This is a genomic window from Halomonas sp. MMH1-48 (assembly GCF_022348105.1).
GTDB classification, from domain to species: Bacteria; Pseudomonadota; Gammaproteobacteria; order Pseudomonadales; family Halomonadaceae; genus Vreelandella; species Vreelandella piezotolerans.
In genome coordinates this window covers 14,252-37,127 of sequence record NZ_JAKRFL010000026.1, presented here as the reverse complement: position 1 = coordinate 37,127, position 22,876 = coordinate 14,252, and the positions used below count along the sequence as shown (strand labels likewise).

General features: G+C 57.2%; 20 protein-coding genes. 4 read left to right on the top strand and 16 right to left on the bottom strand.

From position 1 onward, the window contains the following. A partial coding sequence (locus MHM37_RS16015) for a hypothetical protein (RefSeq protein ID WP_239297309.1) occupies nt 1-349 on the top strand: 349 nt, incomplete at its 5' end. Nucleotides 350-466: 117 nt separating this feature from the next. On the opposite strand, the gene MHM37_RS16010 is transcribed toward MHM37_RS16015, so the two are convergent. The 4 genes from MHM37_RS16010 to MHM37_RS15995 all read right to left on the bottom strand — a co-directional run bounded on the left by MHM37_RS16010 (nt 467) and on the right by MHM37_RS15995 (nt 5,730). Then, nucleotides 467-2,272 (bottom strand): acyl-CoA dehydrogenase C-terminal domain-containing protein, encoded by a 1,806-nt coding sequence (locus MHM37_RS16010; protein WP_239297308.1) that lies wholly within the window; start codon nt 2,270-2,272, stop codon nt 467-469. A gap of 229 nt (nt 2,273-2,501) precedes the next feature. Further along, nucleotides 2,502-3,269 (bottom strand): SDR family NAD(P)-dependent oxidoreductase, encoded by a 768-nt coding sequence (locus MHM37_RS16005; protein WP_239297306.1) that lies wholly within the window; start codon nt 3,267-3,269, stop codon nt 2,502-2,504. Between the two features lie 31 nt (nt 3,270-3,300). Beyond that, nucleotides 3,301-4,971, bottom strand: coding sequence for an AMP-binding protein (locus MHM37_RS16000; protein ID WP_239297304.1), 1,671 nt, complete (start codon nt 4,969-4,971; stop codon nt 3,301-3,303). 195 nt (nt 4,972-5,166) lie between these two features. Beyond that, nucleotides 5,167-5,730 carry a TetR/AcrR family transcriptional regulator gene (locus tag MHM37_RS15995; RefSeq protein ID WP_139525647.1) on the bottom strand — a complete coding sequence of 188 codons (564 nt, stop codon included), beginning with the start codon at nt 5,728-5,730 and terminating at the stop codon, nt 5,167-5,169. A 127-nt stretch (nt 5,731-5,857) separates the two neighbouring features. Here MHM37_RS15995 and MHM37_RS15990 point away from each other — a divergent pair, with 127 nt between their 5' ends. After that, the gene (locus MHM37_RS15990; protein WP_239297302.1) at nt 5,858-7,045 is read left to right on the top strand and encodes an acetyl-CoA C-acyltransferase; all 1,188 of its coding nucleotides are present in this window, start codon (nt 5,858-5,860) and stop codon (nt 7,043-7,045) included. A gap of 60 nt (nt 7,046-7,105) precedes the next feature. Here the strand turns inward: MHM37_RS15990 and arsJ are convergent, their stop codons facing one another. From arsJ to MHM37_RS15950, 8 genes are all read right to left on the bottom strand, one after another. After that, the gene (gene arsJ / locus MHM37_RS15985; protein WP_239297300.1) at nt 7,106-8,335 is read right to left on the bottom strand and encodes an organoarsenical effux MFS transporter ArsJ; all 1,230 of its coding nucleotides are present in this window, start codon (nt 8,333-8,335) and stop codon (nt 7,106-7,108) included. Next, nucleotides 8,328-9,359, bottom strand: coding sequence for an ArsJ-associated glyceraldehyde-3-phosphate dehydrogenase (locus MHM37_RS15980; protein ID WP_139525640.1), 1,032 nt, complete (start codon nt 9,357-9,359; stop codon nt 8,328-8,330). The genes arsJ and MHM37_RS15980 overlap by 8 nt, the downstream gene beginning before the upstream one ends. A gap of 124 nt (nt 9,360-9,483) precedes the next feature. After that, the gene (pstB, locus tag MHM37_RS15975; protein ID WP_231125546.1) at nt 9,484-10,230 is read right to left on the bottom strand and encodes a phosphate ABC transporter ATP-binding protein PstB; all 747 of its coding nucleotides are present in this window, start codon (nt 10,228-10,230) and stop codon (nt 9,484-9,486) included. Nucleotides 10,231-10,320: 90 nt separating this feature from the next. Next, nucleotides 10,321-11,679, bottom strand: a complete 1,359-nt coding sequence (pstA, locus tag MHM37_RS15970) for a phosphate ABC transporter permease PstA (RefSeq protein WP_139525639.1) — start codon at nt 11,677-11,679, stop codon at nt 10,321-10,323. Nucleotides 11,680-11,685: 6 nt separating this feature from the next. Further along, nucleotides 11,686-13,065, bottom strand: coding sequence for a phosphate ABC transporter permease subunit PstC (pstC, locus tag MHM37_RS15965; RefSeq protein ID WP_219863265.1), 1,380 nt, complete (start codon nt 13,063-13,065; stop codon nt 11,686-11,688). Between the two features lie 102 nt (nt 13,066-13,167). Beyond that, the gene (locus tag MHM37_RS15960; protein WP_239297299.1) at nt 13,168-14,187 is read right to left on the bottom strand and encodes a substrate-binding domain-containing protein; all 1,020 of its coding nucleotides are present in this window, start codon (nt 14,185-14,187) and stop codon (nt 13,168-13,170) included. Nucleotides 14,188-14,353: 166 nt separating this feature from the next. After that, nucleotides 14,354-15,091: a sulfite exporter TauE/SafE family protein gene (locus MHM37_RS15955; protein ID WP_139525678.1), complete on the bottom strand. Its 738-nt coding sequence runs from the start codon at nt 15,089-15,091 to the stop codon at nt 14,354-14,356. Between the two features lie 5 nt (nt 15,092-15,096). After that, nucleotides 15,097-16,272 carry a multidrug effflux MFS transporter gene (locus MHM37_RS15950; RefSeq protein WP_139525636.1) on the bottom strand — a complete coding sequence of 392 codons (1,176 nt, stop codon included), beginning with the start codon at nt 16,270-16,272 and terminating at the stop codon, nt 15,097-15,099. Between the two features lie 156 nt (nt 16,273-16,428). Between MHM37_RS15950 and MHM37_RS15945 the strand changes: the two genes are divergently transcribed. Beyond that, on the top strand, nt 16,429-18,087 hold the full coding sequence (locus MHM37_RS15945) for a methyl-accepting chemotaxis protein (protein WP_239297298.1): 1,659 nt from the start codon (nt 16,429-16,431) through the stop codon (nt 18,085-18,087). A gap of 25 nt (nt 18,088-18,112) precedes the next feature. Next, complete coding sequence (gene tal / locus MHM37_RS15940) at nt 18,113-19,051, top strand: transaldolase (protein WP_219863260.1); 939 nt, start codon at nt 18,113-18,115, stop codon at nt 19,049-19,051. Nucleotides 19,052-19,110: 59 nt separating this feature from the next. On the opposite strand, the gene MHM37_RS15935 is transcribed toward tal, so the two are convergent. The 4 genes from MHM37_RS15935 to MHM37_RS15920 form a co-directional block, all read right to left on the bottom strand. Beyond that, nucleotides 19,111-19,629, bottom strand: coding sequence for an STAS domain-containing protein (locus MHM37_RS15935; protein ID WP_139525634.1), 519 nt, complete (start codon nt 19,627-19,629; stop codon nt 19,111-19,113). Continuing rightward, complete coding sequence (locus MHM37_RS15930) at nt 19,619-20,812, bottom strand: fused response regulator/phosphatase (protein ID WP_139525633.1); 1,194 nt, start codon at nt 20,810-20,812, stop codon at nt 19,619-19,621. Before MHM37_RS15930 ends, MHM37_RS15935 begins: the two co-directional genes overlap by 11 nt. Nucleotides 20,813-20,820: 8 nt before the next feature. Further along, nucleotides 20,821-21,624 (bottom strand): VacJ family lipoprotein, encoded by an 804-nt coding sequence (locus MHM37_RS15925; RefSeq protein WP_231125525.1) that lies wholly within the window; start codon nt 21,622-21,624, stop codon nt 20,821-20,823. 79 nt (nt 21,625-21,703) lie between these two features. Further along, nucleotides 21,704-22,825, bottom strand: coding sequence for a beta-ketoacyl-ACP synthase III (locus MHM37_RS15920; RefSeq protein WP_239297297.1), 1,122 nt, complete (start codon nt 22,823-22,825; stop codon nt 21,704-21,706). Nucleotides 22,826-22,876: the final 51 nt, after the last annotated feature.

Genomic DNA, 22,876 nt, shown 5'->3' with positions numbered 1-22,876 from the left:
GTTTGACGAGTCGCTTGCCTTGATAATAGGTGATTTATCACCCTCATCGGCAAGCGCCCACATGAATTACCTGATCAAATTGTTAAAGAGCAACTTTCTTAATGTCGCTGCGGCGGGCTCGATGACCGACCCGTGTTGCCTCAGCGAGGAAGGAGTATTCTACGCATTCCGTGGCGTTTGTCAACCGCTGTTTTCAGCGGGCGAAGCGAGCGATCTGATCAACCTACTACAGAGCTCTAACTTCCTGACAAACAAGAGGTTTTTCAACCTCATCACCGCTGGTAACGCTGGGCGTCCCCGGCAGCGGATGCGTACTTTACGGATTCAATGCCGGGTTGGCAAGGGCTAATGTGAAAAATTTTTCAAATAGCCGAGATAAAAAAGCGGCAGGCAATGCCCGAGGGCAAACCTGCCGCAAACCACCGATCAGTACCCTGACCAGAGAGTGCCTGGCAAAGGCATGGGCTCAGATCTCGAAGCCCAGACCAAAATCTTCGCTGGAAATCGCCATCAAGCTACCGGCACCTGCCTGGATCATGGCGGCGTGCGCCTTGGTACGTGGCAGCAGACGCTGGTAGTAGAAACGCGCCGTATTTAGTTTGGCGGTGTAGAAAGCCGCATCCTCACCCCCCTGTGCGCTAGCGGCTTGCTTGGCAGCGCGAGCAAACAGATAGGCGACAGCGACATAGCCGGAGTACATCAGGTAATCGACGCTGGCGGCCCCTACTTCTTCACGATCCTGCATGGCCTTCATACCGATACCCATGGTGAGCTCACCCCACTGGGCATTGAGCTTGGCCAGCGGCTCGATGAATTCCTTGAGCGCAGGGTTGTCGGCTTCGGCCTGGCAGAACTTGTGAATCTCCTTGGTGAAGACCTTGAGGGATTCACCCTGGCTCATCAGCACCTTGCGACCCAGCAGGTCCAGCGCCTGGATACCGGTCGTGCCTTCATAGAGGCGCGTGATACGAGCATCACGTACCAGTTGCTCCATGCCCCACTCTTTGATGAAACCGTGACCGCCAAAAATCTGCACGCCTTCATTGGTACACTCGAAGCCCACTTCCGTCAGGAAGGCCTTCACGATCGGCGTCAGCAGACCCAGCAAGGTCTCGGCACGCTCCTTCTCTTCGCCTGCTGCGCCATGCTCGACCACATCCAGCATCTGGGCGGTGTACAGCACCAGCATGCGCCCGCCTTCGGCAAAGGCTTTTTGGGTCAGCAGCATGCGACGCACGTCGGGATGGACGATGATCGGGTCGGCAGCTTTATCAGGGGCCTGAACACCTGAAAGGCCACGCATCTGCAAACGATCACGGGCATAGCTGAGCGAGTTCTGGAAGCTGGCCTCCATCAGACCAAGGCCTTGAATCCCCACGCCCAGACGGGCCGCATTCATCATGGTGAACATGCAGGCCAACCCTTTGTTCGGCGCGCCTACCAGGTAGCCCGTGGCACCATCGAAGTTCATGACGCACGTTGCGTTGCCGTGAATACCCATCTTGTGCTCGAGAGAGCCACAGCTGACACCGTTACGCTGCCCGGGGTTGCCCTCGGCATCGGGCAGGAACTTGGGTACGACGAACAGTGAAATGCCTTTGGAGCCTTCCGGCGCATCCGGCAGCTTGGCCAGCACCAGATGGACGATGTTCTCGGCCAGATTGTGCTCACCGGCAGAAATGAAGATCTTGGTGCCGGTGATCTGATACGCGTCGTCCTCCGCAGGAACCGCACGGGTCTTGATCAGCCCGAGATCGGTACCGCAATGGGGTTCGGTCAAGCACATGGTGCCGGTCCAGACGCCTTCGACCAGCTTGGTGAGGTAAGTGGCCTTTTGGGCATCGGTTCCGTGATGACGCAGCGCGTCTGCAGCGCCGTGGGAAAGTCCCGGGTACATGCCCCATGCCAGATTGGTGGCGCAGATCATTTCGGAGAGCATCATGGCCAGCGAAGGCGGCAGCCCTTGTCCGCCTTGCTCAGGGTCCGCCGCGAGGCTTGGCCAACCCCCTTCGACATACTGCTGGTAGGCCTCCTTGAAACCACGGGGCGCTTTGACCTCCCCACCTTCCAGCAGGCAGCCCTCTTCATCACCGCTCTGGTTCAATGGCAGCAGAACGTCACGAGCAAAACGGGCGCCCTCCTCCAGAATCGCCCCAACGACGTCAGGAGACGCTTCTTCACCATTCGGCAGTGCCACATAGTGGCTTGGGTAATCAAACATTTCGTTCATCACGAAACGCATGTCACGTAGGGGGGCTTGATAGCTCGGCATGTCACTTCTCCTAAACGGGGGCTGAAAGAGCCGGTACTCAGCAGCCACTTTCAAACATATGTTTGAAAATTAGCGCGCAGACCCGACACAGTCAAGCAGTCGTTTGAATTAAATCGAAAAACCGACTACAACTTTGGTCTTTACCTTAGTAACGTCATGGTTTGAAAATAAAAAAAAGCCCGCCCGAAAAAACCGAGCAGGCTGTTTATCAGAGCTTACTGAGCGTAAATCACTGCATGCGGATACCACCATCCAGGCGAATCACTTCACCATTGAGCATCGGGTTGGTGATGATCTGCTCGGCCAGCAGCGCAAACTCGTCGGCCTTGCCCAAACGCTTGGGAAAAGGCACCGCAGCGGCCAACGCTTGGGCGGCTTCATCCGGTATCTCGCTCATCATCGGGGTTTCGAACACCCCTGGCGCAATGGCCATGACACGAATCGCGTGGCGCGACAGCTCTCTGGCAGCAGGCAAGCTCATGCCCACGACCCCCGCCTTAGAGGCACTGTAGGCGCACTGACCGACTTGCCCATCGAACGCGGCAATCGATGCGGTATTGATGATGACGCCACGCTCACCCCCTTGGTCTGGCGGGTTGCTGGCCATGGCGGCGGCCGCCAGCCGCATGACATTGAAAGTGCCTACCAGATTGATCTGAATCGTGCGCGCATAGCCCTCGAGATCTGCTGGGTTGCCTTGCCGATCCACCAGCTTGGCCACGCTGACCACACCCGCACAATGAACCACCCCCGAAAGACCGCTTTCGCCCCCCAGCGCAACGGCTTTGTTCACCGCCTCCTGCATGGTGTCGGCGGAGGTAATGTCGGCGATGCATGCTTGCGCCTGAGCGCCCAACTGAAAGGCAAGGTCCGTCACACGATCACTCATGTCGCACAGCACTACCTTCCCGCCCGCCTTTACCAGCCGTTCGGCCGTGGCGGCACCCAAACCCGACGCAGCGCCGGTAATCAAAAACGTACGATCCTGGACCTGCATGGCACTCTTCCTGTGAATGATATCCTGTGAATTATGAGCTGTGGCGCACTTGTTCGGCCGCTTGAGCACGCAGTTTGAAGCGCTGAATCTTGCCGCTGGGCGTTTTGGGCAGCTCATCGACGAACTCGATGATACGAGGAAAAGCATGCGTAGAGAGCCGTTCACGTACTTGCTGACGAATCTCTTCCGCCAGCGCATCGCTGGGCTCGTAGCCATCGCGAAGTACGATATAGGATTTGATGATCTCGCCACGAATCTCATCTGGCTGGCCAACGGCGGCGGACTCTGCCACTGCCGGGTGCGTCATGACGCTATTCTCTACGTCCGTTGGTCCCACTCGGTAGCCCGCCGTGGTGATGATGTCATCGTCCCTACCAGCAAACTGAAACGAACCATCTTCGTTACGAATCACTACATCGCCGGTCAGGTAATAGCCATTAACGAAGGGATCTTTCTCCTGCCAAGTATATCCTTGGAAAAAGTGAGCCGGAGAATTCTTAATGTCCACCGCAAGCACACCTGGTTCACCGGGCGGCAGCTCATTGTACTCGGCATCGAGAATGGCCAATCGGTAGCCCGGCATCGGTACTCCCATGGCCCCCACGTGCTTAGGATGGTCAAGAGAGTGATGGTTATTACAGGTCATGCCCGTTTCCGTCTGGCCATAATGATCCATCACCGGACAGCCCAACGATTTTTCCACCCAGGTGACCACCTCGGTATTGAGCGGTTCTCCAGCGGAGCTGGCCGCCCGCAGTGATAACGTTTGATGCACGTCATCGAATAACCCAGATGCTTTCATCAAACGGTAAGCCGTGGGTGCCGCAGCAAAATTGGTGATCTGATGGCGCTTCATGAACGCCAGCGCCCCTTCTGCGCTGAAGCCTGCCTCGTAAAAGTGGGTCGTGACTCCAAGTAGCAGCGGCCCCGCTATGGCGTAATAAAGGCCATAGGCCCAACCTGGATCTGCCATGTTCCAAAAACGGTCTTCCTCGCGCAGATCCACAGCGAGCTCCATATAAAGCGCGAAAGCCGTCATGCCTGCTAAAGGCACGGCAACGCCCTTTGGCTTGCCCACCGTCCCCGAAGTGAACATTTGCAGAAAGGGCTGATCTGGCGACAGGCGCGGTGGCGCATCGCTCATTGACGTATACGTCAATGCCGTTTGCCAATCGAGGTCATCGCCATGCTCACTGGTCGCACCACCCACGGCTAATACGGGTGGGCACTGGCTCAATCCATCAAATTTATAGCGATTGGCGTGATCCGTAATCACTAACTTGGTATCAGCACGACCGAGCCGATAGTCAACTGCATCAGGGCCAAAAGCGGTGAACAGTGGCTGATAGACCGCACCGATTCGCCAGGTCGCCAGCACGGCGACCAGCAAATTGACAGAACGAGGCAGCATACAGGCAATTCGGTCGCCCTCACCAAGCCCTTGGCTTATGAACCAGCCCGCTAGCTGGCTACTTTGGCTGTCAAGCTCGGCATAGGTCAGCGTATGGGTCTGGCCTTGGGTGTCTTCATGCACCAGCGCTAACACATCACCGCGGCCTTGGCGCACATGCCTTCCGCAGCATGCTTCATAGGCGTTCAGGTAACCATCTTGATGGTCGTCCAACTTGGCGACGACACTCTCTATTGAAAATTTCTCGACAAATGAAGAATACGAGGGAAGTGACGATGATGTTGCTGTCATGACGGCTCTCTTATGTTGTTGGTCGTGAGCACTCAAGCAGGCAAAACTCCACGCGCTGTCAGCTTTATTATCAGTTTACGTTAACGGAAGCCTGCCAATAGACCAACGCTAAAAGTATTTCACCTATTGCGCAAGCCGCAAGCGCCGCAACAAGCTTAGACGTTGGTCGACCGAACAGAAGCCTCGCTGTTAGGCTCACCGCGATAGGATCATCGCCACCAGCTCGTCGGCAAGGTCGTCTGGCGTTCGAGGACCGTTGGGGTCATACCAACGGACAGTCCAGTTCAACGCTCCTAAGATGAAGCGAGAAACGAGAAAGCGGTCACCATGAATCAGCCCGGCCGCCAAGGCGTCATCGATCACCTCGACCCACAGAGCCTCGTAAGCATCCCGCAGATGACTCAAATGCGCGCTGGCAGCAGGGTCCAATCGCCGCCACTCGAACAGTGCGACGACATGGGCGTTACGGTCTGCAAACAGTGTTTCCAGATGAGCTCTTGCCATAGCATGTAGCCGTGCTTCTGCGCCGTCGGGACAGGACTGAAGCGCAGCTTTCGCGATGGCAAGCGCATTTTGGGTACCCTCTTCGATCACCGCTGCCAGAATTTCTTGCTTATCTTTGAAGTGATGAAACAGGCTACCCGACTTAATGCCCATTTCCTGCGCCAACATGCGCACCGTGGTGCGATCAAAGCCCTCTTGGACGAATAGCTGAGCAGCTAAGCGCGTCAATTCCTTGCGGCGAGGAGATGCATTCATTACATTCATGTCATTTACACTAGCGCTTGCTTGGTTAGTCAGGAGAAAACCACAGCCCCGCGAATGGGTCAACGCATCGCTAACTACTCAGCTCGATAATCACAAAAAAGCTATCAGGAGATAGGTCATGAGTCGCGCTACCGACATTGTTTTTTTATCTGCCACCCGCACCCCGATGGGCGGCATGATGGGCAGCCTGTCTAGTATGAGTGCCCCTGAACTTGCCGCCGTTGCCATCCGCGCTGCCATCGAGCGGGCGGGCATTGAGGCCGCCACCATTGAAGAGGGCATCCTGGGCTGCGTGCTACCAGCGGGCGTCAAACAAGGCCCTGCGCGCCAAGCGATGCGCCAAGCGGGCATTCCCGATGCCAATGGTGCCACGACCATCAATAAACTCTGCGGCTCTGGCATGAAAGCGGCCATGTTGGCCCATGACCTGATCAAGGCGGGCAGTGGAGAAATAGTGCTGGCGGGCGGCATGGAATCCATGTCGAATGCCCCCCATGTGCTGACCAAAGCACGCGGCGGCTATCGTCTGGGCCACGGCGAGCTGAAGGACCACATGTTTCTCGATGGCCTGGAAGATGCCGAAACCGGAAAGCTGATGGGGGTCTTTGCGCAAGAGGTGGCCACCGAGCGTGGCTACACCCGAGAACGGCTGGACGATTTCGCGATTGCCTCGCTGGAGCGGGCCATGTCCGCCACCAACCATGGCGATCTGGATGCCGAGATGGCGCCCGTCACCGTGACGACCCGCCAGGGTGAAACCGTGGTGAGCCACGATGAGCAGCCCTTTCAGGCCAAATTGGACAAGATTCGCCAGCTGCGCCCAGCGTTTGCAAAAGACGGCACCATTACCGCCGCCAATGCCAGCTCGATCTCCGACGGCGCCTCGGCGCTGATTTTATCGAGCCATGAAGCAGCCCAGCGTCACGGTGTCAAACCGCTGGCCAGGATGCTGGGACATGCCACCCACTCGCGTCATCCCAGCGAATTTACCATCGCGCCGGTAGGAGCCATCGAGAAGCTGATGAAAAAGCTTGGCTGGGGCGTCAATGATGTGGACCTGTTCGAAATCAACGAAGCCTTTGCGGTCGTCACGCTGATGGCGATGGATGATCTGGGCCTGCCTCATGAAAAGGTCAACGTGTTTGGCGGCGCCTGTGCCCAGGGGCATCCCATCGGCTCTACCGGCTCACGCATCATTGCCACGCTGATTCATGCCTTGCGCCAGAAAGGGGGCAAACGCGGTATCGCCAGCTTGTGCATTGGTGGCGGTGAAGCAACCGCCGTGGCGGTCGAGCTGATCGACTGATTCACAGCGCGCTTCATGACTCATGAAGCGCGTTCTGACCAGACTTATGCCAACATGCCGCTACGCGCCGGCCACCTGCCGGGGCAGCGCCAGTGCCATGAGCGCGCTGGCAGCCACCAGCGCCGCCGCCACCCACAGGCACGCACTCAAACCATAGGCCATGTAGAGCCACCCCGAGAGCAGCGTGCCGACCAGGCGGCCCATGGCGTTGGCCATGTAGTAGAAGCCTACGTCCATGGACACGCCATCGGCACGGGCATAGTGGACGATCAGATAGCTGTGCCAGCTGGAGTTGACGGCAAACAGCACGCCGAAGGCCAGCAGCCCCACTACCAGCCACCCCACCTGTGCCAGAGGCAGCAGAGCCAGCAGAATGGCGAGCACGGCAAGCGCGGCTGCCCAGCCAGCCGTGAGCATACGAGCATCTCCATGGAACAGTGCGGTGAGCCTGGGCGCCTGGGTCTGCACGCCGCCGTAACCAATGATCCAGGCAGCCAACAGCCCACCCACGGTCCAGTGGCTCCAGCCATGCTGATCATAAAGGAAGACCGGCAAGGCCACGACAAACCACACGTCCCGAGAGGCAAACAAGCAGAAGCGCGCCGCCGAAAGCACATTGATGGCGCGGGACTTGGAGAAAATCTCGGAAAACTTTGGCTTGACCTTCTGTTTGCCGAGATCAGCCTTCAACCGCCACAGCGACAGCCACAGCACGGCACCCAGCATCAGCGCCATGGCCACCACCGCGCCGCGAAAGCCGATCAGCGTTAGCAGCACGCCGCCCACAAAAAAGCCCAGCCCTTTCAGGGCATTTTTGGAGCCGGTCAACATCGCTACCCAGCGGTACAGGGCGCTGTTGGCATTGGCACTATCTGCAGGCACCAGCACTTTCACCGCGCTTTTGGCGCTCATCTTGTTCAAGTCTTTGGCAATACCCGACAGCGCCTGGGCCGTCATGACCCAAACGACGGTGAGCATCCCGGCAGGCACCATAAGCATGGCAAGCGCCACGATCTGCAGCCCCAGCCCCACGTTCATGGTGCGGTTGAGCCCCAACCGCGCACCCAACCAGCCACCCACCAGATTGGTCACCACGCCAAACGCTTCGTAGAACAGAAACAGCATGGCGATTTGCAGCGGCGAGTAACCCAACTGGTGGAAGTACATCACGACCAGCATCCGCAGGGCCCCATCGGTGATGGTAAACGCCCAGTAGTTGCCCGTGATCAGCATGTACTGGCGCACGTCGAAAGGCAGTGCGCCGATGCGTGCCCTGAGCGACTCAGCCACGGCGCGCCTGCTCCTTGCCCACCATCCAGGCAAGCTCAGCGGTGCGGTTGGCATAGCCCCACTCGTTGTCGTACCAGGCGTAGAGCTTCAACTGCGTACCATTCACCACCATGGTCGAGAGTGCATCGATGATCGAGCTGCGTGGGTCGGTGCGATAGTCGATGGACACCAGCGGCCGCTCCTCGTAACCCAGAATCCCCTTCAAGGGCCCCTCTGCGGCCATCTTGAGCGCCTGATTGACCTCCTCGACGGTTACCTCGCGCTCGAGCTCGAATACCATATCGGTCAACGAGGCATTGGCCAGCGGCACGCGAATCGCATGGCCGTTCAGCTTGCCGGTCAGCTCAGGGAAGATGGCCGTGATTGCCTTGGCCGAACCGGTGGTGGTGGGAATCAGGCTCATGCCGCAGGCGCGCGCCCGGCGTAGGTCCTTGTGCGGTGCGTCCAGAATCGTCTGGGTATTGGTAATGTCGTGCACCGTGGTCATGGAACCATGACGGATGCCGAACGTCTCTAGAATGACCTTGACCACGGGGGCCAGACAGTTGGTGGTGCAGCTGGCCGCGGTGACGATGCGGTGCGTAGCGGGTTCGAACAGATGATCGTTGACACCCACCACTACGTTGAGCACGCCCTCCTCCTTGACCGGCGCACTCACCACCACACGATCGACCCCCTGATCCAGGTAGGCCTGCAGCTTCTCCGTGGTTTTCATTTTGCCGGAGCATTCGATCACCACATCGCACCCGGACCAATCACCTTCGGCAATCGTCTTGTGGGCGCTAAAAGCGATAGTACGGCCATCGATGGTGATCGCCTCTGGGGCGGCATCGATGCCCTGCCCCGGCGCCCACTGGCCGTGTACCGAGTCAAACTCCAGCAAATGGGCAAACGTCGCCGCATCGCCGCCGGGGTCGTTGATGCGCACCAGCGTTACCTCGTCGGCAGCGGCTCGCGCCCACAGACTGCGCAGTGCCAAACGACCAATACGGCCAAATCCGTTGATACCAATGCGTAGTGACATGCTGAACCTCCAGAGCAAAGCGAGCTAGATATATGAAAAATCATATATTAAAGATCAAAAAAAAGCAGTGTTCTATCGCGCAGGCGACAAGCCGCCTGCGCGATAGGGAGTGAGCGGCGCTACATCATCCGAAGCGCCCCGTGATGTAGTCGTGGGTACGCTGGTCTTGCGGATTAGTGAAGATTTCGTCGGTGCTATCGACTTCCACCAGGTCACCCATGTGGAAGAACGCCGTGCGATCCGCCACGCGTGCCGCCTGCTGCATGTTGTGCGTCACCATGACGATGGTGTAGCTCTCGCTGAGTTCATCGATCAGTTGCTCGACCTTGGCCGTCGCGATAGGATCCAGGGCCGAACAGGGTTCGTCCATCAAAATGACGTCCGGGCTAACGGCCACGGTACGGGCAATGCACAGGCGCTGCTGTTGCCCCCCCGATAAACCGGTCCCCGGCTGATCGAGGCGATCTTTCACTTCGTCCCAGAGGCCTGCACGGCGTAAGCTACTTTCGACGATGTCATCCAACTCCGCCTTGCGTTTTGCCAGCCCGTGCAAACGCGGACCATAGGCGATGTTCTCATAAATCGACTTGGGGAACGGGTTAGGCTTTTGAAACACGATACCTACTTGAGCGCGTAGCAACACGACATCGCGATCCGGCGCATAGATGTCCTTGTCATCCAGGGTGATCTTGCCCTCCACCCGACAGATGTCGATGGTATCGTTCATACGGTTCAAACAGCGCAGAAAGGTAGACTTACCGCAGCCAGAAGGCCCGATGAACGCCAACACCTCGTTTTCGTACACGTCCAAGTCGATGCCGTTGATCGCTTGGCTGGCACCGTAAAAGACCTTGACGTTCTGGGCGCTCATCTTGACCGTGTCAGTGGCTTTACTGGTGCGGCTCTCGCCAGCGCCTACGCTCACCATAGGGGATGTCTTTGGCTCTGTTGAAGTATTCACTTACCACCTCGTCTCGAATTTTTTACGCAGCCAGATTGCCAGTGCATTCAGGCTCAGCATCAACCCCAGCAGTACAATGATGGCCGCTGACGTACGCGCTTCGAAGAAATTACGTAGCTCGTTACCCTGCCATAGATAGATTTGCACGGGTAGCGCAGCAGACTGGTCCAACGGCGTAGCAGGCACGTTGGATACGAATGCATTCATGCCGATCAACAGCAGCGGCGCCGTCTCACCCAGCGCCTGGGCAACGCCCAGAATGGAACCCGTCAGAATACCGGGCAGCGCCAAAGGCAGCACATGATGGAAAACGGTCTGCACTCTCGACGCTCCAATTCCCAAGGCCGCCTGGCGTATGGAGGGAGGAATAGAGCGCAGCGAAGCCCGAGTCGCGATAATGATGGTCGGCAAGGTCATCAGCGTCAGCACCAGGCCACCCACCAGCGGGGCTGATAGCGGCAAGCCCAGATAGCCAATGAAGATGGAGGCCCCCAGCAAGCCAAACACGATGGAGGGCACTGCCGCCAAGTTATTGATATTGATCTCGACGAGATCGGTCAGCCGGTTCTTGGGAGCGAACTCTTCGAGGTAGATGGCGCTAGCCACACCAATCGGTACCGATAGCACGATCACGATCAGCATCATGAACAGCGACCCCATAAACGCGCCTGCTAGGCCTGCCGAAGCAGGCGAGCTGCGCGAGTCCGTATTGAGGAACAACGAGGTGCTGAAAGAGTTACGAATGACATTTTCATCGTAAAGACGATCCGCCCACTCGCGCGTTTGAGCGCTTAGCTGCTGGCGTGAATCCGGCAGGGAGCGGTCGATATTGCCTTTTATCCAGACATCGACATCCGCAGCGGCCAGCATTTTAACTTCGACGGTCTGACCCAACAGGGAAGGATTCTCGACGAACTGATCGCGCAGGGAAAAACGCTCATCCGACGCGACTAATGCACGTAAGTCGCGCAGTTGGCGTGGCTCGACCTCGACACCTAACGCCTCTTCCATGGCGCGGTCGATCAGCGACTGCCAATTTACCATTCCCGCTTGAATCAACCACTGTGTGTAGCGCTCATCGAAGGCCGCCTGGCTTTCACCACTGGCACGCTCGGGCTTCTCGTCAAGTTGAATCACTTCAGGATCGAAGTAAATTTCTGGATACAGAGTTGACTGCCAGAATGCCGGCACACCGCGCATCAAAATACTGATGAACAGAATGGTGACAAGCGTGAGGCCAATCACTACCGCGGCCAAACCCGCAAAGCGGAAACGCTTTTCTTGACGATGACGTCTTGCCAGCGAATTTTCGATCGTTGTCAGACGGTGCTGACGGCGCTGCTCAATCGTAATAGACATGGTCGCTTACTCGTATTGCTGGCGGTATTTACGCACCACAACCAGTGCGATGACATTCAGGCCAAGGGTAATGACGAACAGCGTCAGCCCCAGAGCAAAAGCCACCAGCGACTGCGGGCTGGCAAAGTCCATATCCCCTGTCAGCTGGTTGACGATGGTCACCGTAATGGTCGACACCGCTTCGAACGGATTGCCGTGAAGCACCGGATTATTACCAGCCGCCAATACCACGATCATGGTTTCACCAATGGCGCGGCTGGCGGCCAACAAAAACGCACCGACGATACCTGGAAGCGCAGCAGGCAACACTACTTGGCGAATCGTTTCGGACTTCGTTGCACCCAACCCTAGCGCACCATCGCGCAACGACTTAGGCACTTGGGTAATGATGTCGTCTGACAAGGACGAGACGAATGGAATGATCATGATGCCCATCACCAAACCCGCCGTTAGTGCACTGGTGGTGCGAATGTTGATACCCACCACATCCCCAAGGCTAGACAAAAACGGACCGATGACGATCAACGCGAAAAAACCGTAAACGATCGTGGGAATACCCGCCAGCACTTCGATGATCGGCTTGGCCACACTACGCAGCCAAGGGGGAGCGTACTCGGCCATGTAAATCGCCGTCATCAGACCCACAGGAATGGCCACCAACAAAGCAATGATACTCACCATCATGGTGCCCCATAGCAGAGGCAGTAAACCAAATTCGCCTTGCGCATCGGTACCCGAGGTACTGAAGCGAGGATTCCAGGTCGTTCCAAAGAAGAACTCTGCTGGACTGATGAAGCTAAAGAACTTCAGCGCTTCGCCCAGCATCGACAGCACGATGCCCACGGTGGTGAAAATAGCAATGGCCGAGCAAGAAGCCAGCGCAATAGAGATCACTTTTTCGACATGGTTACGTGCACGCCATTGGGGAGAAACGCGACGGCGAGCAAGCACCAGCCCCACCACCGCCACAACGGCCATCAGTGCGATCAGGGTCGTGTTCTGAAAGGTCTGCAAGCGAGCCATGTGAGCGGCCGCCGCTAATTCTTCGGGGCTTCCGCCACCCGCCACATTTCGCTCGTTGGCTAGCGCAGTAATGCGCCGTAACAAGGTAGCCATTTCACGTTCGTTCATACCCGCCACTAGCTCGGGGGGCAGTTGTTGAACGACCAGCATGTCAATCAACTGTGGTGCCAGCAGCGACCACAATATAAACAGCGCAAGCGCTGGCAACCCGCACCAAAGGGCCACCAACGCTCCATAATAACCGGGGCGCGAATGCATCCGCACATCGTGCTCTGCCGCAACCGCGCGACTACGTGTTAACCCTAAGTGGTAAGCCAAGGCCATTATCACGAGTAGCGTGGCTATCAAGGCAATGTTACTCATTCTCTCTCCGCCCATGATTTCCTACGTTCAAGCGCCAGCATCATTTTCATGATGCTGGCGCGATACCTACCTACACATCGCTGTCAAGCGACAAGGGCAGTCTTACTCTTCTACGCTTACCACGGTACGGGCTTGGAACTCAGCCAGTGCTTCAGCACGCTCTTCTTCGCTCATCGGGATCAGACCAGCGTCTTCCAGCGGGCTGCCATAGCCAGAGATCATGTCGTTCAGGAAGAACTCGGTGTACTCGGCCAGACCAGGAATCACGTCCAGGTGCTCGCCCTTCACGTAGAAGAACAGCGGACGAGAAACGGGGTATTCGCCAGAACCGATGGTTTCCAGGCTGGGCGTTACGCCATCCACAGTAGCCACTTGCAGGCGGTCACGGTTCTGGTCGTAGAAGCTCAGACCGAAGACGCCAACGGCATCTGCCTGGGCATCCAGACGAGCCAGCGTTTCGGTGTAGTCACCCGCGATCTCGACGATACGGCCATCGCCACGCAGTGAGTTACAGGCATCGCCTTCTACGTTGGCGTCGCTTTCACAGCCAGCGTGCACGACTTTCTCTTCGAAAACTTCACGGGTGCCGTGGTTGGAAGCCGGAATGACCAACACGATCTCCTGATCGGGTAGGCTGCTGTCGATTTCGTTCCAGCGAGTGTAGGGGTTGTCGACCAACTCACCCTCGTGGGTAACTTGTGCGGCAGCGGCTTTGAACACGTGCTCAGGCGTTAACGCGAACTCTCCACGGTCGATACGAGAAGCAAACACGATACCATCGTAGCCGAACATCACTTCGAGAATTTCGTTGACGCCATTTTCGTTACAGCTGGCCACTTCGCCGCTGCGAATGGCGCGAGAAGCGTTGGCGATGTCAATGGTGTTTTCGCCAACGCCCTGGCAGAACTGACGCAAACCGCCACCGGAGCCGCCAGAACCGACGACCGGCGTGTTGAACTGGGGATAGGTGTTACCAAACTCTTCGGCAACGATACTGGCAAACGGAAGTACAGTGGAAGAACCGGCAATCTGCACCGTGTCACGAGCTACGGCGGCAGTCGATACGCCGGTAGCGAGTGCGGCAGCAACAACAACACCAAGTGTCTTTTTCGTTACTTTCATCGTCATGTCCCCTCTGGTTTCATGCCTGGGCTGCTTGAATTAACCCGTTCGGCAATGTTGGCGATTGGCCTTTCACACCGAGGAGTTTGCACAGTGACGATTGCAGAAATATGACAGTGGTAATTTTTTTAGCAAGGAATGTTAACGAAGCGTTGGCCCAAGGACTTCAAAGCAGCAGCCCCAGTGCTGCTAGCGTGCATAGTGCCAATGAACAGCGCTGCAGCAGCACTTTATCCAGCCGGTGGGCCACTGCATCGGCCAACGCATTGCCGACCAATACGGCAGGCAAAAACGTCAGTGCCAGCTTGAAATGCCATGCGCTGAGCTGCCCCGCCAGCGCCAGCGTCGCCAGAGTCAACAGCGAGGTGATGACGAAAAAGGCCGCCAAATTACCGCGCATTCGATCGGGCGAAAAGCCGTGCATCAATAGCACGATGGGCGGCCCACCAATCGCCGCCACGGTGCCGAAGATGCCCGACAGCACACCGGCCACGAACAGCGTGACGCGATTCACCGGCACATGAAAACGGCACAGCGTGACACCGACCGCAAACAGCACGATGGCGGCAATCAGCGTTTCCAGCACGGCCATGGGCGCCGCCAGCAGCAGCCAGATGCCCAGCCCATTACCCGGCAGCCGCCCCACCAGTGCCACGCCGATCTCGCTCAGATGCACTTCGTGCCAATAGCGACGTACCATCATTAGCGATACCGTAAAACCAAACAGCACCAGTACGACAGGCACCAACCGAGGCTCCAGCATCAGCAGCAGCGGCGCCCCAACGACGGCAAGGCCAAACCCCGTCGCACGCTGTACGAAGGCACCTAGTAGCAGCACCCCGGCACAGGCAAGCCACCTATCCAGTGAAAGTCCTAGCGAGAGCTCCAACCCTTCCAATACCATCACGCTCAAGACACCCGAGTAAGCTTTCTCACCCCAATATTCCCAAGCAGCGCCGCCCCTAACATGGTTAGCACCATTGGCCAAAGATGCTCGACCTGGAAGAGTCCCACGAGTACACCCGCCAACGCGCCACAGCTAAACTGGATGCCCCCCAGTAGTGCCGTGGCCGTGGCGCTGATATGACCGAAATGATCCAGCAGCGACGAAATGGCATTGGGTGTAATCAGTCCAATCATCCCAGTGAAGAGCATTACCAACACCACCACGACAGGTAATGAAGCCAGGCCAAGCGCCGTCGTGACGACTAACGCCAACGCCGCGAATAGCTGTACCGCCAAACCAAACCGCAGGTTCTGCTGCGGCGTCCGCTTACGCAGAAGATGAATATTCAGCCGATTAGAGAGAGCAATGATGACCACATTGACACCAAACACCAGCGGGTAAATTCCCGGAGAGAGGGAGAAGTAGTCTAAGTAGAGAAACGGTGATGCCGTCACGAAAGCGAACAGGCCTGCAAAAGAGGCGGCCACCGCACAAATGTAGCCCATTCCCTCTCGGTGACGCAGCACGCTGGCGTAGTTGCCCAACACCTGACGTGGGGTGGCGGCGGGCCAACTGGGGTCACGGGTTTCAGGCAATCGCGTGCCCAACAGCCATAATAAGAACCCAGCATAGACCGCTAGAAAGACGAAGATCAGCCACCAGCCTGCAATATGCAGCAGCAGACTCCCAACCGCCGGAGCCACCAGCGGGGCCAGCATCATGATCATGGCCATGGTAGACATGACCTTGGCAGCCTCACGCCCGCTGAAGCAGTCACGCACAATGGCTGCCGAATTCACCACGCAAGCCCCGCCTCCCAGTGCTTGTACGAATCGCCATATCAACAGTGAGGTCAAACTATCGGCAGTGGTGATCATCAAGCTGGACAGCATAAAGACAACCAGCCCACTCAGCAGGACGGGTTTGCGTCCTATACGATCCGACAAAGGCCCAAAACAGAGCTGCCCCAGCGCAAAGCCGAACAAGAACATGCTAATGGAAAGCTCGGTATGGTGAATGCTGGCATCGATACTCTCCGCCAACACGCCCATGGCTGGCAAATAAGCATCTATCGCAAAAGGGGCCAATGCCGTATTCGCCGCCACCAAAAGCGCCACGCGACGCGGATTGAGTTCCATACATCTCCTCACAGCTACGCTGGTCGACCGCCTGGCGGCCATTTAGATAGGACGCTAATCATACACTCAACCCCAGGATCTCGCACCGTTCACTCAGAACTGAAACATTTGCCTATTAAGCTGGCTTCATGAGTCGAATGAGGAATACCTGGGGGCATGATGACACTCACAAAACTTGAAAACATTTCGTTACGCCAGCTAAGCCTATCGGCACTGCTCTTGATGGCGGGCTGCCTGCTGATGTTTGCCGCGCTAGCATGGAACATCATGCAGCAGAGCCAGCGTGATCTGGCCGCTTTAGAGCTGGTCAACGTGCAGCAAGCGTCTTCGCTGAATCGACTACACATCGCCAGTTTAGAAGGACTCAATCGCATGGATCGCGCTTTAGAGCGACAACTGCGCCCCTCGCTCGGTGATCCTATTGCAGCGCTGGAAGCGGTCGAGTACGAGTTGAACGAAATGTCACAGGCACTTGATAGCTTTCTGCAAGCCACACAGAACAGCCCGTATTCAGCGCTACGCGATGCCATCGATGATAGAGCCCATCAACTGCTGGCTAGCATGGATGCGCAGCACGATGCCATCACCTCCGGTGACCGCAGTGGCTATCGACAAATCACGCTGGAAGCCATGGCGCACAGCGAGGCGCTAGCCAGTCATGCACGCGCATTTTATCAGGTCGCCGATCAGCAAGGCGTCAGTCTGATGCAAAAGGCCGAGCAGCGTGGTGGCATGGTCGCCGTTGGCTTGGCCCTGGGTATGGCGATCTCACTCGCACTCATGGGATCGCTGATATGGCTTGGGCATTACCAGTTGCTTCAGCCCATTCGCCACTTGATCGTCCACTTCCGTCATATGGCCGACGGGGATTTGAGCAAGGCGGTTCCCGCTCGAGGTAACAATGAAATCGGCCAGCTCTATGCTGCCTTGGGCGTCATGCAAACCTCTCTCATTGGCACCGTCACCCAGCTACATGACAACAGTCAGCACGTCTTCCAAAGCGCTCAGCGTTTGGCATTGGGTAATGAGGACCTCGCCACACGCACTCATCAGCAAACCACCTCGCTGGACAGCACGGCAACCAACGTCCATACGTTAACCGATAGTGTGGCGCACACCGCTGAACATGCTCTCCAGGCCAAAGAGTTAACCGAACATGCGACGGCGCAGGCACAGCGGAGCCACCAGACCATGGAAGCCTTTCTGTCGACCATGGAAGAGATCGACACCCACGCCAAGCAGGTCAACGACATCGTCAATGTCATCAATAGCATTTCGTTCCAAACAAACCTGCTCGCTCTCAACGCCTCGGTAGAAGCCGCGCGAGCGGGTGAGCAGGGCCGCGGCTTTGCCGTCGTGGCTGCAGAAGTACGCTCACTGGCCACCCGCAGCGCGGAAGCCGCGACCCAAATTCGTCACTTATTGGCATCTTCCAATGCGAGTATCGAGCGGGGTAATCAGCTATCCCGCGATGCCAGTCAACAGTTCGAAGAGATGGTGGGCTCGATCTCCTCGACCCGCCGAGTAATCACCGACATCGCCGATGCTGCCCACCTGCAACACCAGCACATCGAAGAGATCAACAAAACATTACAGGAACAAACCCATGTGACACAGGCGAATGCTCGGCAGGTCGATGCCACCGCACAAGACGCCATGTCGCTGGAGTCGGCCGCCGAAGGGATGCGCGAGCAAGCGGCCCAATTCAAGGTAAACCAACAGCGCCGGGCATCTGATTACCAGTGGCGCGCCGCAGATTCTTCGCCAACGTTACCGATCAACCATACTCAACGTGAGTCAGCCTTGTTAGAGTAACCTTGACTCAAACAAGGAGCACTGCATGGCCACTAGCCTATTAAACCAATTGAAAGAGATGACCACTGTGGTGGCCGATACGGGAGACCTGGAGGCCATCCGCCGTTTTCAGCCCAAGGACGCCACCACCAATCCATCGCTGATTCTTCAAGCTGCCCAGCAAGAGGAGCGACGGGCTCGCTTGGCCAGTATTGCCAAAGACAGCACCGATCTGGACGACGCGGTCGATCGTGTAGCGGTGGATATCGGTAGCGAAATTAGCAAGCTGGTACCCGGCTACGTATCGACCGAAGTCAGCGCCCGCCTCTCGTTTGACCGTGACGCCACGATTGCCAAGGCGCACTCGCTCATCGAACGCTATGCCCAACACGGCGTGGGCCCGGAGCGTATTCTGATCAAGATGGCCTCTACCTGGGAAGGCATTCAGGCCGCCCGCCAGTTGGAGCGCGACGGCATTCGTACCAATCTGACATTGCTATTCGGCTTTGCTCAGGCGCAGGCATGTGCCGACGCCGGTGCCACGCTCATTTCACCGTTCGTTGGCCGCATCCTCGACTGGCACAAAGCCCGTTCGCCGGAAGCCGACTTTAGCGGCGCCAATGATCCGGGCGTACAGTCGGTAAAACGCATCTACGACTACTATAAAGGCCATGGCTACCCCACGATCGTCATGGGAGCGAGCTTCCGGAACGTCGATGAAATTCAGGCACTCGCGGGCTGCGACCGACTCACCATTTCCCCTGCTCTGCTCAACGAACTCGACGAGCTGCAGGGTGAATTGCCACGGCAGTTAACGCCCATGGGTGCTAGCAGCTCCATCGAGCAAGCGCTAGCGCAGGCCGATTTCCGGTGGGAGATGAACGAAGACGAAATGGCGACAGACAAGTTGGCCGAGGGTATTCGCAAATTCATGGCCGACCAGCGTAAGCTCGAGGAACTGCTGAGCGCGCTACGCCAAGGGTAAGCGCTGCCTCGGCAGCCCCCAACCATGACGCCCTCTTAACCGCTCGCTAAGAGGGCGTTTTACTTATGTGTCACCGTCGATTGCGATTCGAGCATTTCGACCAGCGGTTGAAACTGCTCACGATTATGCTCGTTCATGTGCATCAAAATACGGTGCGCTTCCAAAATACGTGTGCGCAGGCCCTCTTCATCGGCAGGCTCGGCTGGCAAATCTTGCATCGACGAACTGAGCGGGGTAGTGGGCTGCAGAGGCGCTTCCATTAGCGTAAAAAAGCGCGCAAATCCCATGACGTCGAGCATCTGACGCACGTCGGGGTTATCGGCAATGATCGTCGGCGGCTGTTCCAACCGCCCTTTGACGGCCATAGCGACTTTCGCAAGGAAGCCGAGCGCGGTGGAATCCACGTTGGTCGCTTCGCGCAGGTCGATCATCACCGCCTGGAGCCCAGGGGTTTGGGCAAGGCGTTGCGCTTGCGTATCGAGCGTGGCACACAGCGTCAGTCGCACGTCTCCGCAGAGCTTCAAGACAAAAACACCAGAGTCGAACGCCGCTTTGATACGGCCCTCTTCAATCAGCATGACCAAATCCGCTCACCATCATGATTGTCAGGTCATCGGGTAAAGCATCGCGGTCTTGGTTCGCCTCATCATCCGCATCGCCCTTTTCGAGGAGCGAGTTGGTGCTGGCTAGCCGGTCGCGCAGCTGCTCAAGCGTGACACTTTCGCTAACGAGTTGCTCAAGTTCCGTGAGCCGCGTGTCGAGCGTTTTACCCGGCAAGCATTCCAATACACCGTCTGAACACAGCCATAAACGAAAATTGGCCGGTAAAGCACAGCTAAGCGAAGGATACTCCACATCGGGGAAAAGGCCTACCGGCATCCCTTCCCCAGCAAGACGCTCTAGTTTACCGTCGGCCGCGAGCAGCGGCATCGGTAGCTGAGCACCGAGCGAATAGTGAAGAGTATGCGCCTCATGGTCAATAACACCGACGAATAAAGTGGCATGTTTTCCAATATCGGTATCCTGCAGCTCACGGTTCATCGCCGCGAGCCAGTGGGGGGGCAATTGCTCTGGGGCTTGGCCATCCCACTCGTTGAGCCAACGGTTACACAGATATTTGAGCAGCACCGTCACGAAAGCAGACGACGCGCCATGCCCCGACACATCGGCAAAGTAGAACGCACTGAAGCGATCGTTATAACGTTGGTAGTCAAGAAAGTCGCCTGATAAATACAGCGATGGCGCAAACCAGTAGTCGTAGTAAACGCCACTGATCACTTTGGGATGCGCGGGCAACAATCGGCGCTGAATATGGCCCCCGCTTTGTTGATCCATCCGCAATAGCGCCAAGTGCGTCTCGAGGCTCTCGTTGAGCTCTGCCAGGCGCTCACGGTCACGGTCACGCTCCTGCGCCAAAGCGTGCAGCTCGATCGCTTTGCGAATCATCCGGCGCAGTAATTCAGTATGGCGTAGCGGGTGCACGATATAATCCACCAGCCCCACATCGATCGCCTTGATCAGGTCAGCATCCTGGCGAGAGTCGCTCACGATGAGCGTGGGCAGCCGAAGCGTTAACGGCGACCATTGCTGCCGCGGCACAGCGCGCGCATGGGCGACGATCAACGCAGTGCCGTTAGGCAAATGGGCTATGTTATCGGCGGCGTACACCCACATGCCGTCGCAAGTAATCGCCTCGGCCAGCGCATCGCGCTCGGGGCCAGGCTCATCGATTACTGCGATCAACTGCTTAGCGTGATCCATGTTGGGCCTCAATCGGCGAAATCGTCGTCACCAAAGTCGGTATCGTCGAAATCAAAATCATCCATGGCAAACGGGTCATCGCCCAGCGCTCCATCGTTCACCTCGAACTGTCGGCGCTGTAAATAGGCATCGCGTACGAACCGGTAGCGATCTCCCGAAATCAACGACTCTTGATCCAGCAAGCCCGCACGTATATCGATGATGTTCAGCGCTGTCAGACCGATCCTGACACGATCTTCGTCTAAGTAGGTAGGCGGATAGGCGGCCATGTCGGCAGGTCGACCGGTGGCATCGCGCAGCGTGCTAGGGCCAAACAGCGGAAGAACCAAATAGCGCGAATCTTCCCAGCCCCATACGGCTAGGGTTTGACCAAAGTCCTCCTCATCGGCAGTGATCTCCATCAGAGTGGCGTAGTCCAGCAAGCCGCCGATACCTACCGTAGAATTGATCAAAAAGCGAGAGGTCGCGAGCCCTGCATTAGCAGGCTTGCCCTGGAGTAAGCTGTTGAGCGCCGTGCGTATCTCTGCCAAGTTGGAGAAAAAGTTACCTACCCCTGTTTGAACCGGTTCAGGCGTGATGGTTTTATACCCCTGCGCTACCGGCTTGAGAGCGTAGCGGTCCAATACGTCGTTGAACGCAAACACGCGTCGATTGAAACCTTCCCATGGATCCTGTGGATCAGCGGCCACTTGCGCCTCTGCCGCCCCCTCCTCTTGAGAAGCCCCTGTGCTCGCGCAGCCGCCCATGCCGAGCATCGTGAATAGCAGAAGCGGCAACAGCTTCTGCCATCCATTTCCCGCTTGTCTTTGCATTGCCCACCCCTTCAGCATGCGTTGTCCTCTTCCCGTATTGCTCGCGCTTCTCAACATTCACTCTCGAATCGCCACACGCTTACTGACGGCGCACCACCACGCTACCCGCACTGTAACCTGCACCGAACGAGCAGATAACGCCGATATCCCCGTCCGTTAACGCCTCGCGGTGAAGGTGGAAAGCGATGATCGAGCCTGCCGAGCTAGTGTTGGCATAGCGATCGAGAATGATCGGGGCCTGTGTCTCGCTAGGTTCTACACCCAGCACTTTACGTGCAATCAAATCATTCATATGGCGGTTGGCCTGATGAAGCCACATACGCGTCAGATCAGCACCCGATAGCTCGAGCGAGGCAAGATGGTCGGTGATGAGCTTAGCCACCATCGGGCAGACCTCTTTGAAAACGCGTCGTCCCTCTTGCACGAATAGCTTGTCCAACGCCTGCGGATCACTGTCGGTCACACGGTTCAAAAACCCAGCATTGTTGCGAATCGCGTTGGAAAATTTGGTGACTAGCCGCGTGCCAAGGATCTCATAGCGTTCCCGGGCCACCGCCACGTCGTCATTTTCCAGTACCATAGCCGTACAAGCATCGCCGAAAATAAAGTGGCTGTCACGGTCTCTAAAGTTCAAATGCGCCGAACAGATCTCCGGGTTGACGATCAAGGCCCGCTTGACACTGCCTGCCGCAATCGCATTCGCCGCCGTTTCCAGCGCAAACGTGGCGGAGCTGCAGGCAACGTTCATATCGAATCCGTAGCCAGACGTACCCAATGCTTGCTGTACTTCTACCGCTACCGCTGGATAAGCGCGTTCTAAGTTAGAGCACGCTACGATGACCAGCTCGATATCTGCGGCATCCACCTCAGCCGCCGACAAGGCTTGGCGTGCCGCCTGGGTGGCCATCTCACACTGGATGGAGGGCTCGTCATTACGACGCTGCGGCAGTTTGGGTCGCATGCGCTGGGGATCAAGGATGCCGTCAGCATCGAGCACGTAGCGGCTTTTGATACCCGAGGCTTTTTCGATGAACTCACTGCTAGAATATGCCAATGCTTCTTGTTCGCCCCGTGCGATGGCGTTGGCATGCTGGGTGTTGTGCTGATCGACCCAAGCATTGAAAGCAGCGACCAACGCCGCGTTGTCAATGGCGTTTTCCGGCGTGTAAAGTCCAGTACCGGTGATCACTACGTTGGCCATGCTGTCTCCTTAAGAGGCCTCGACACGTCAAGCCGAAACCATCAGTCAAAT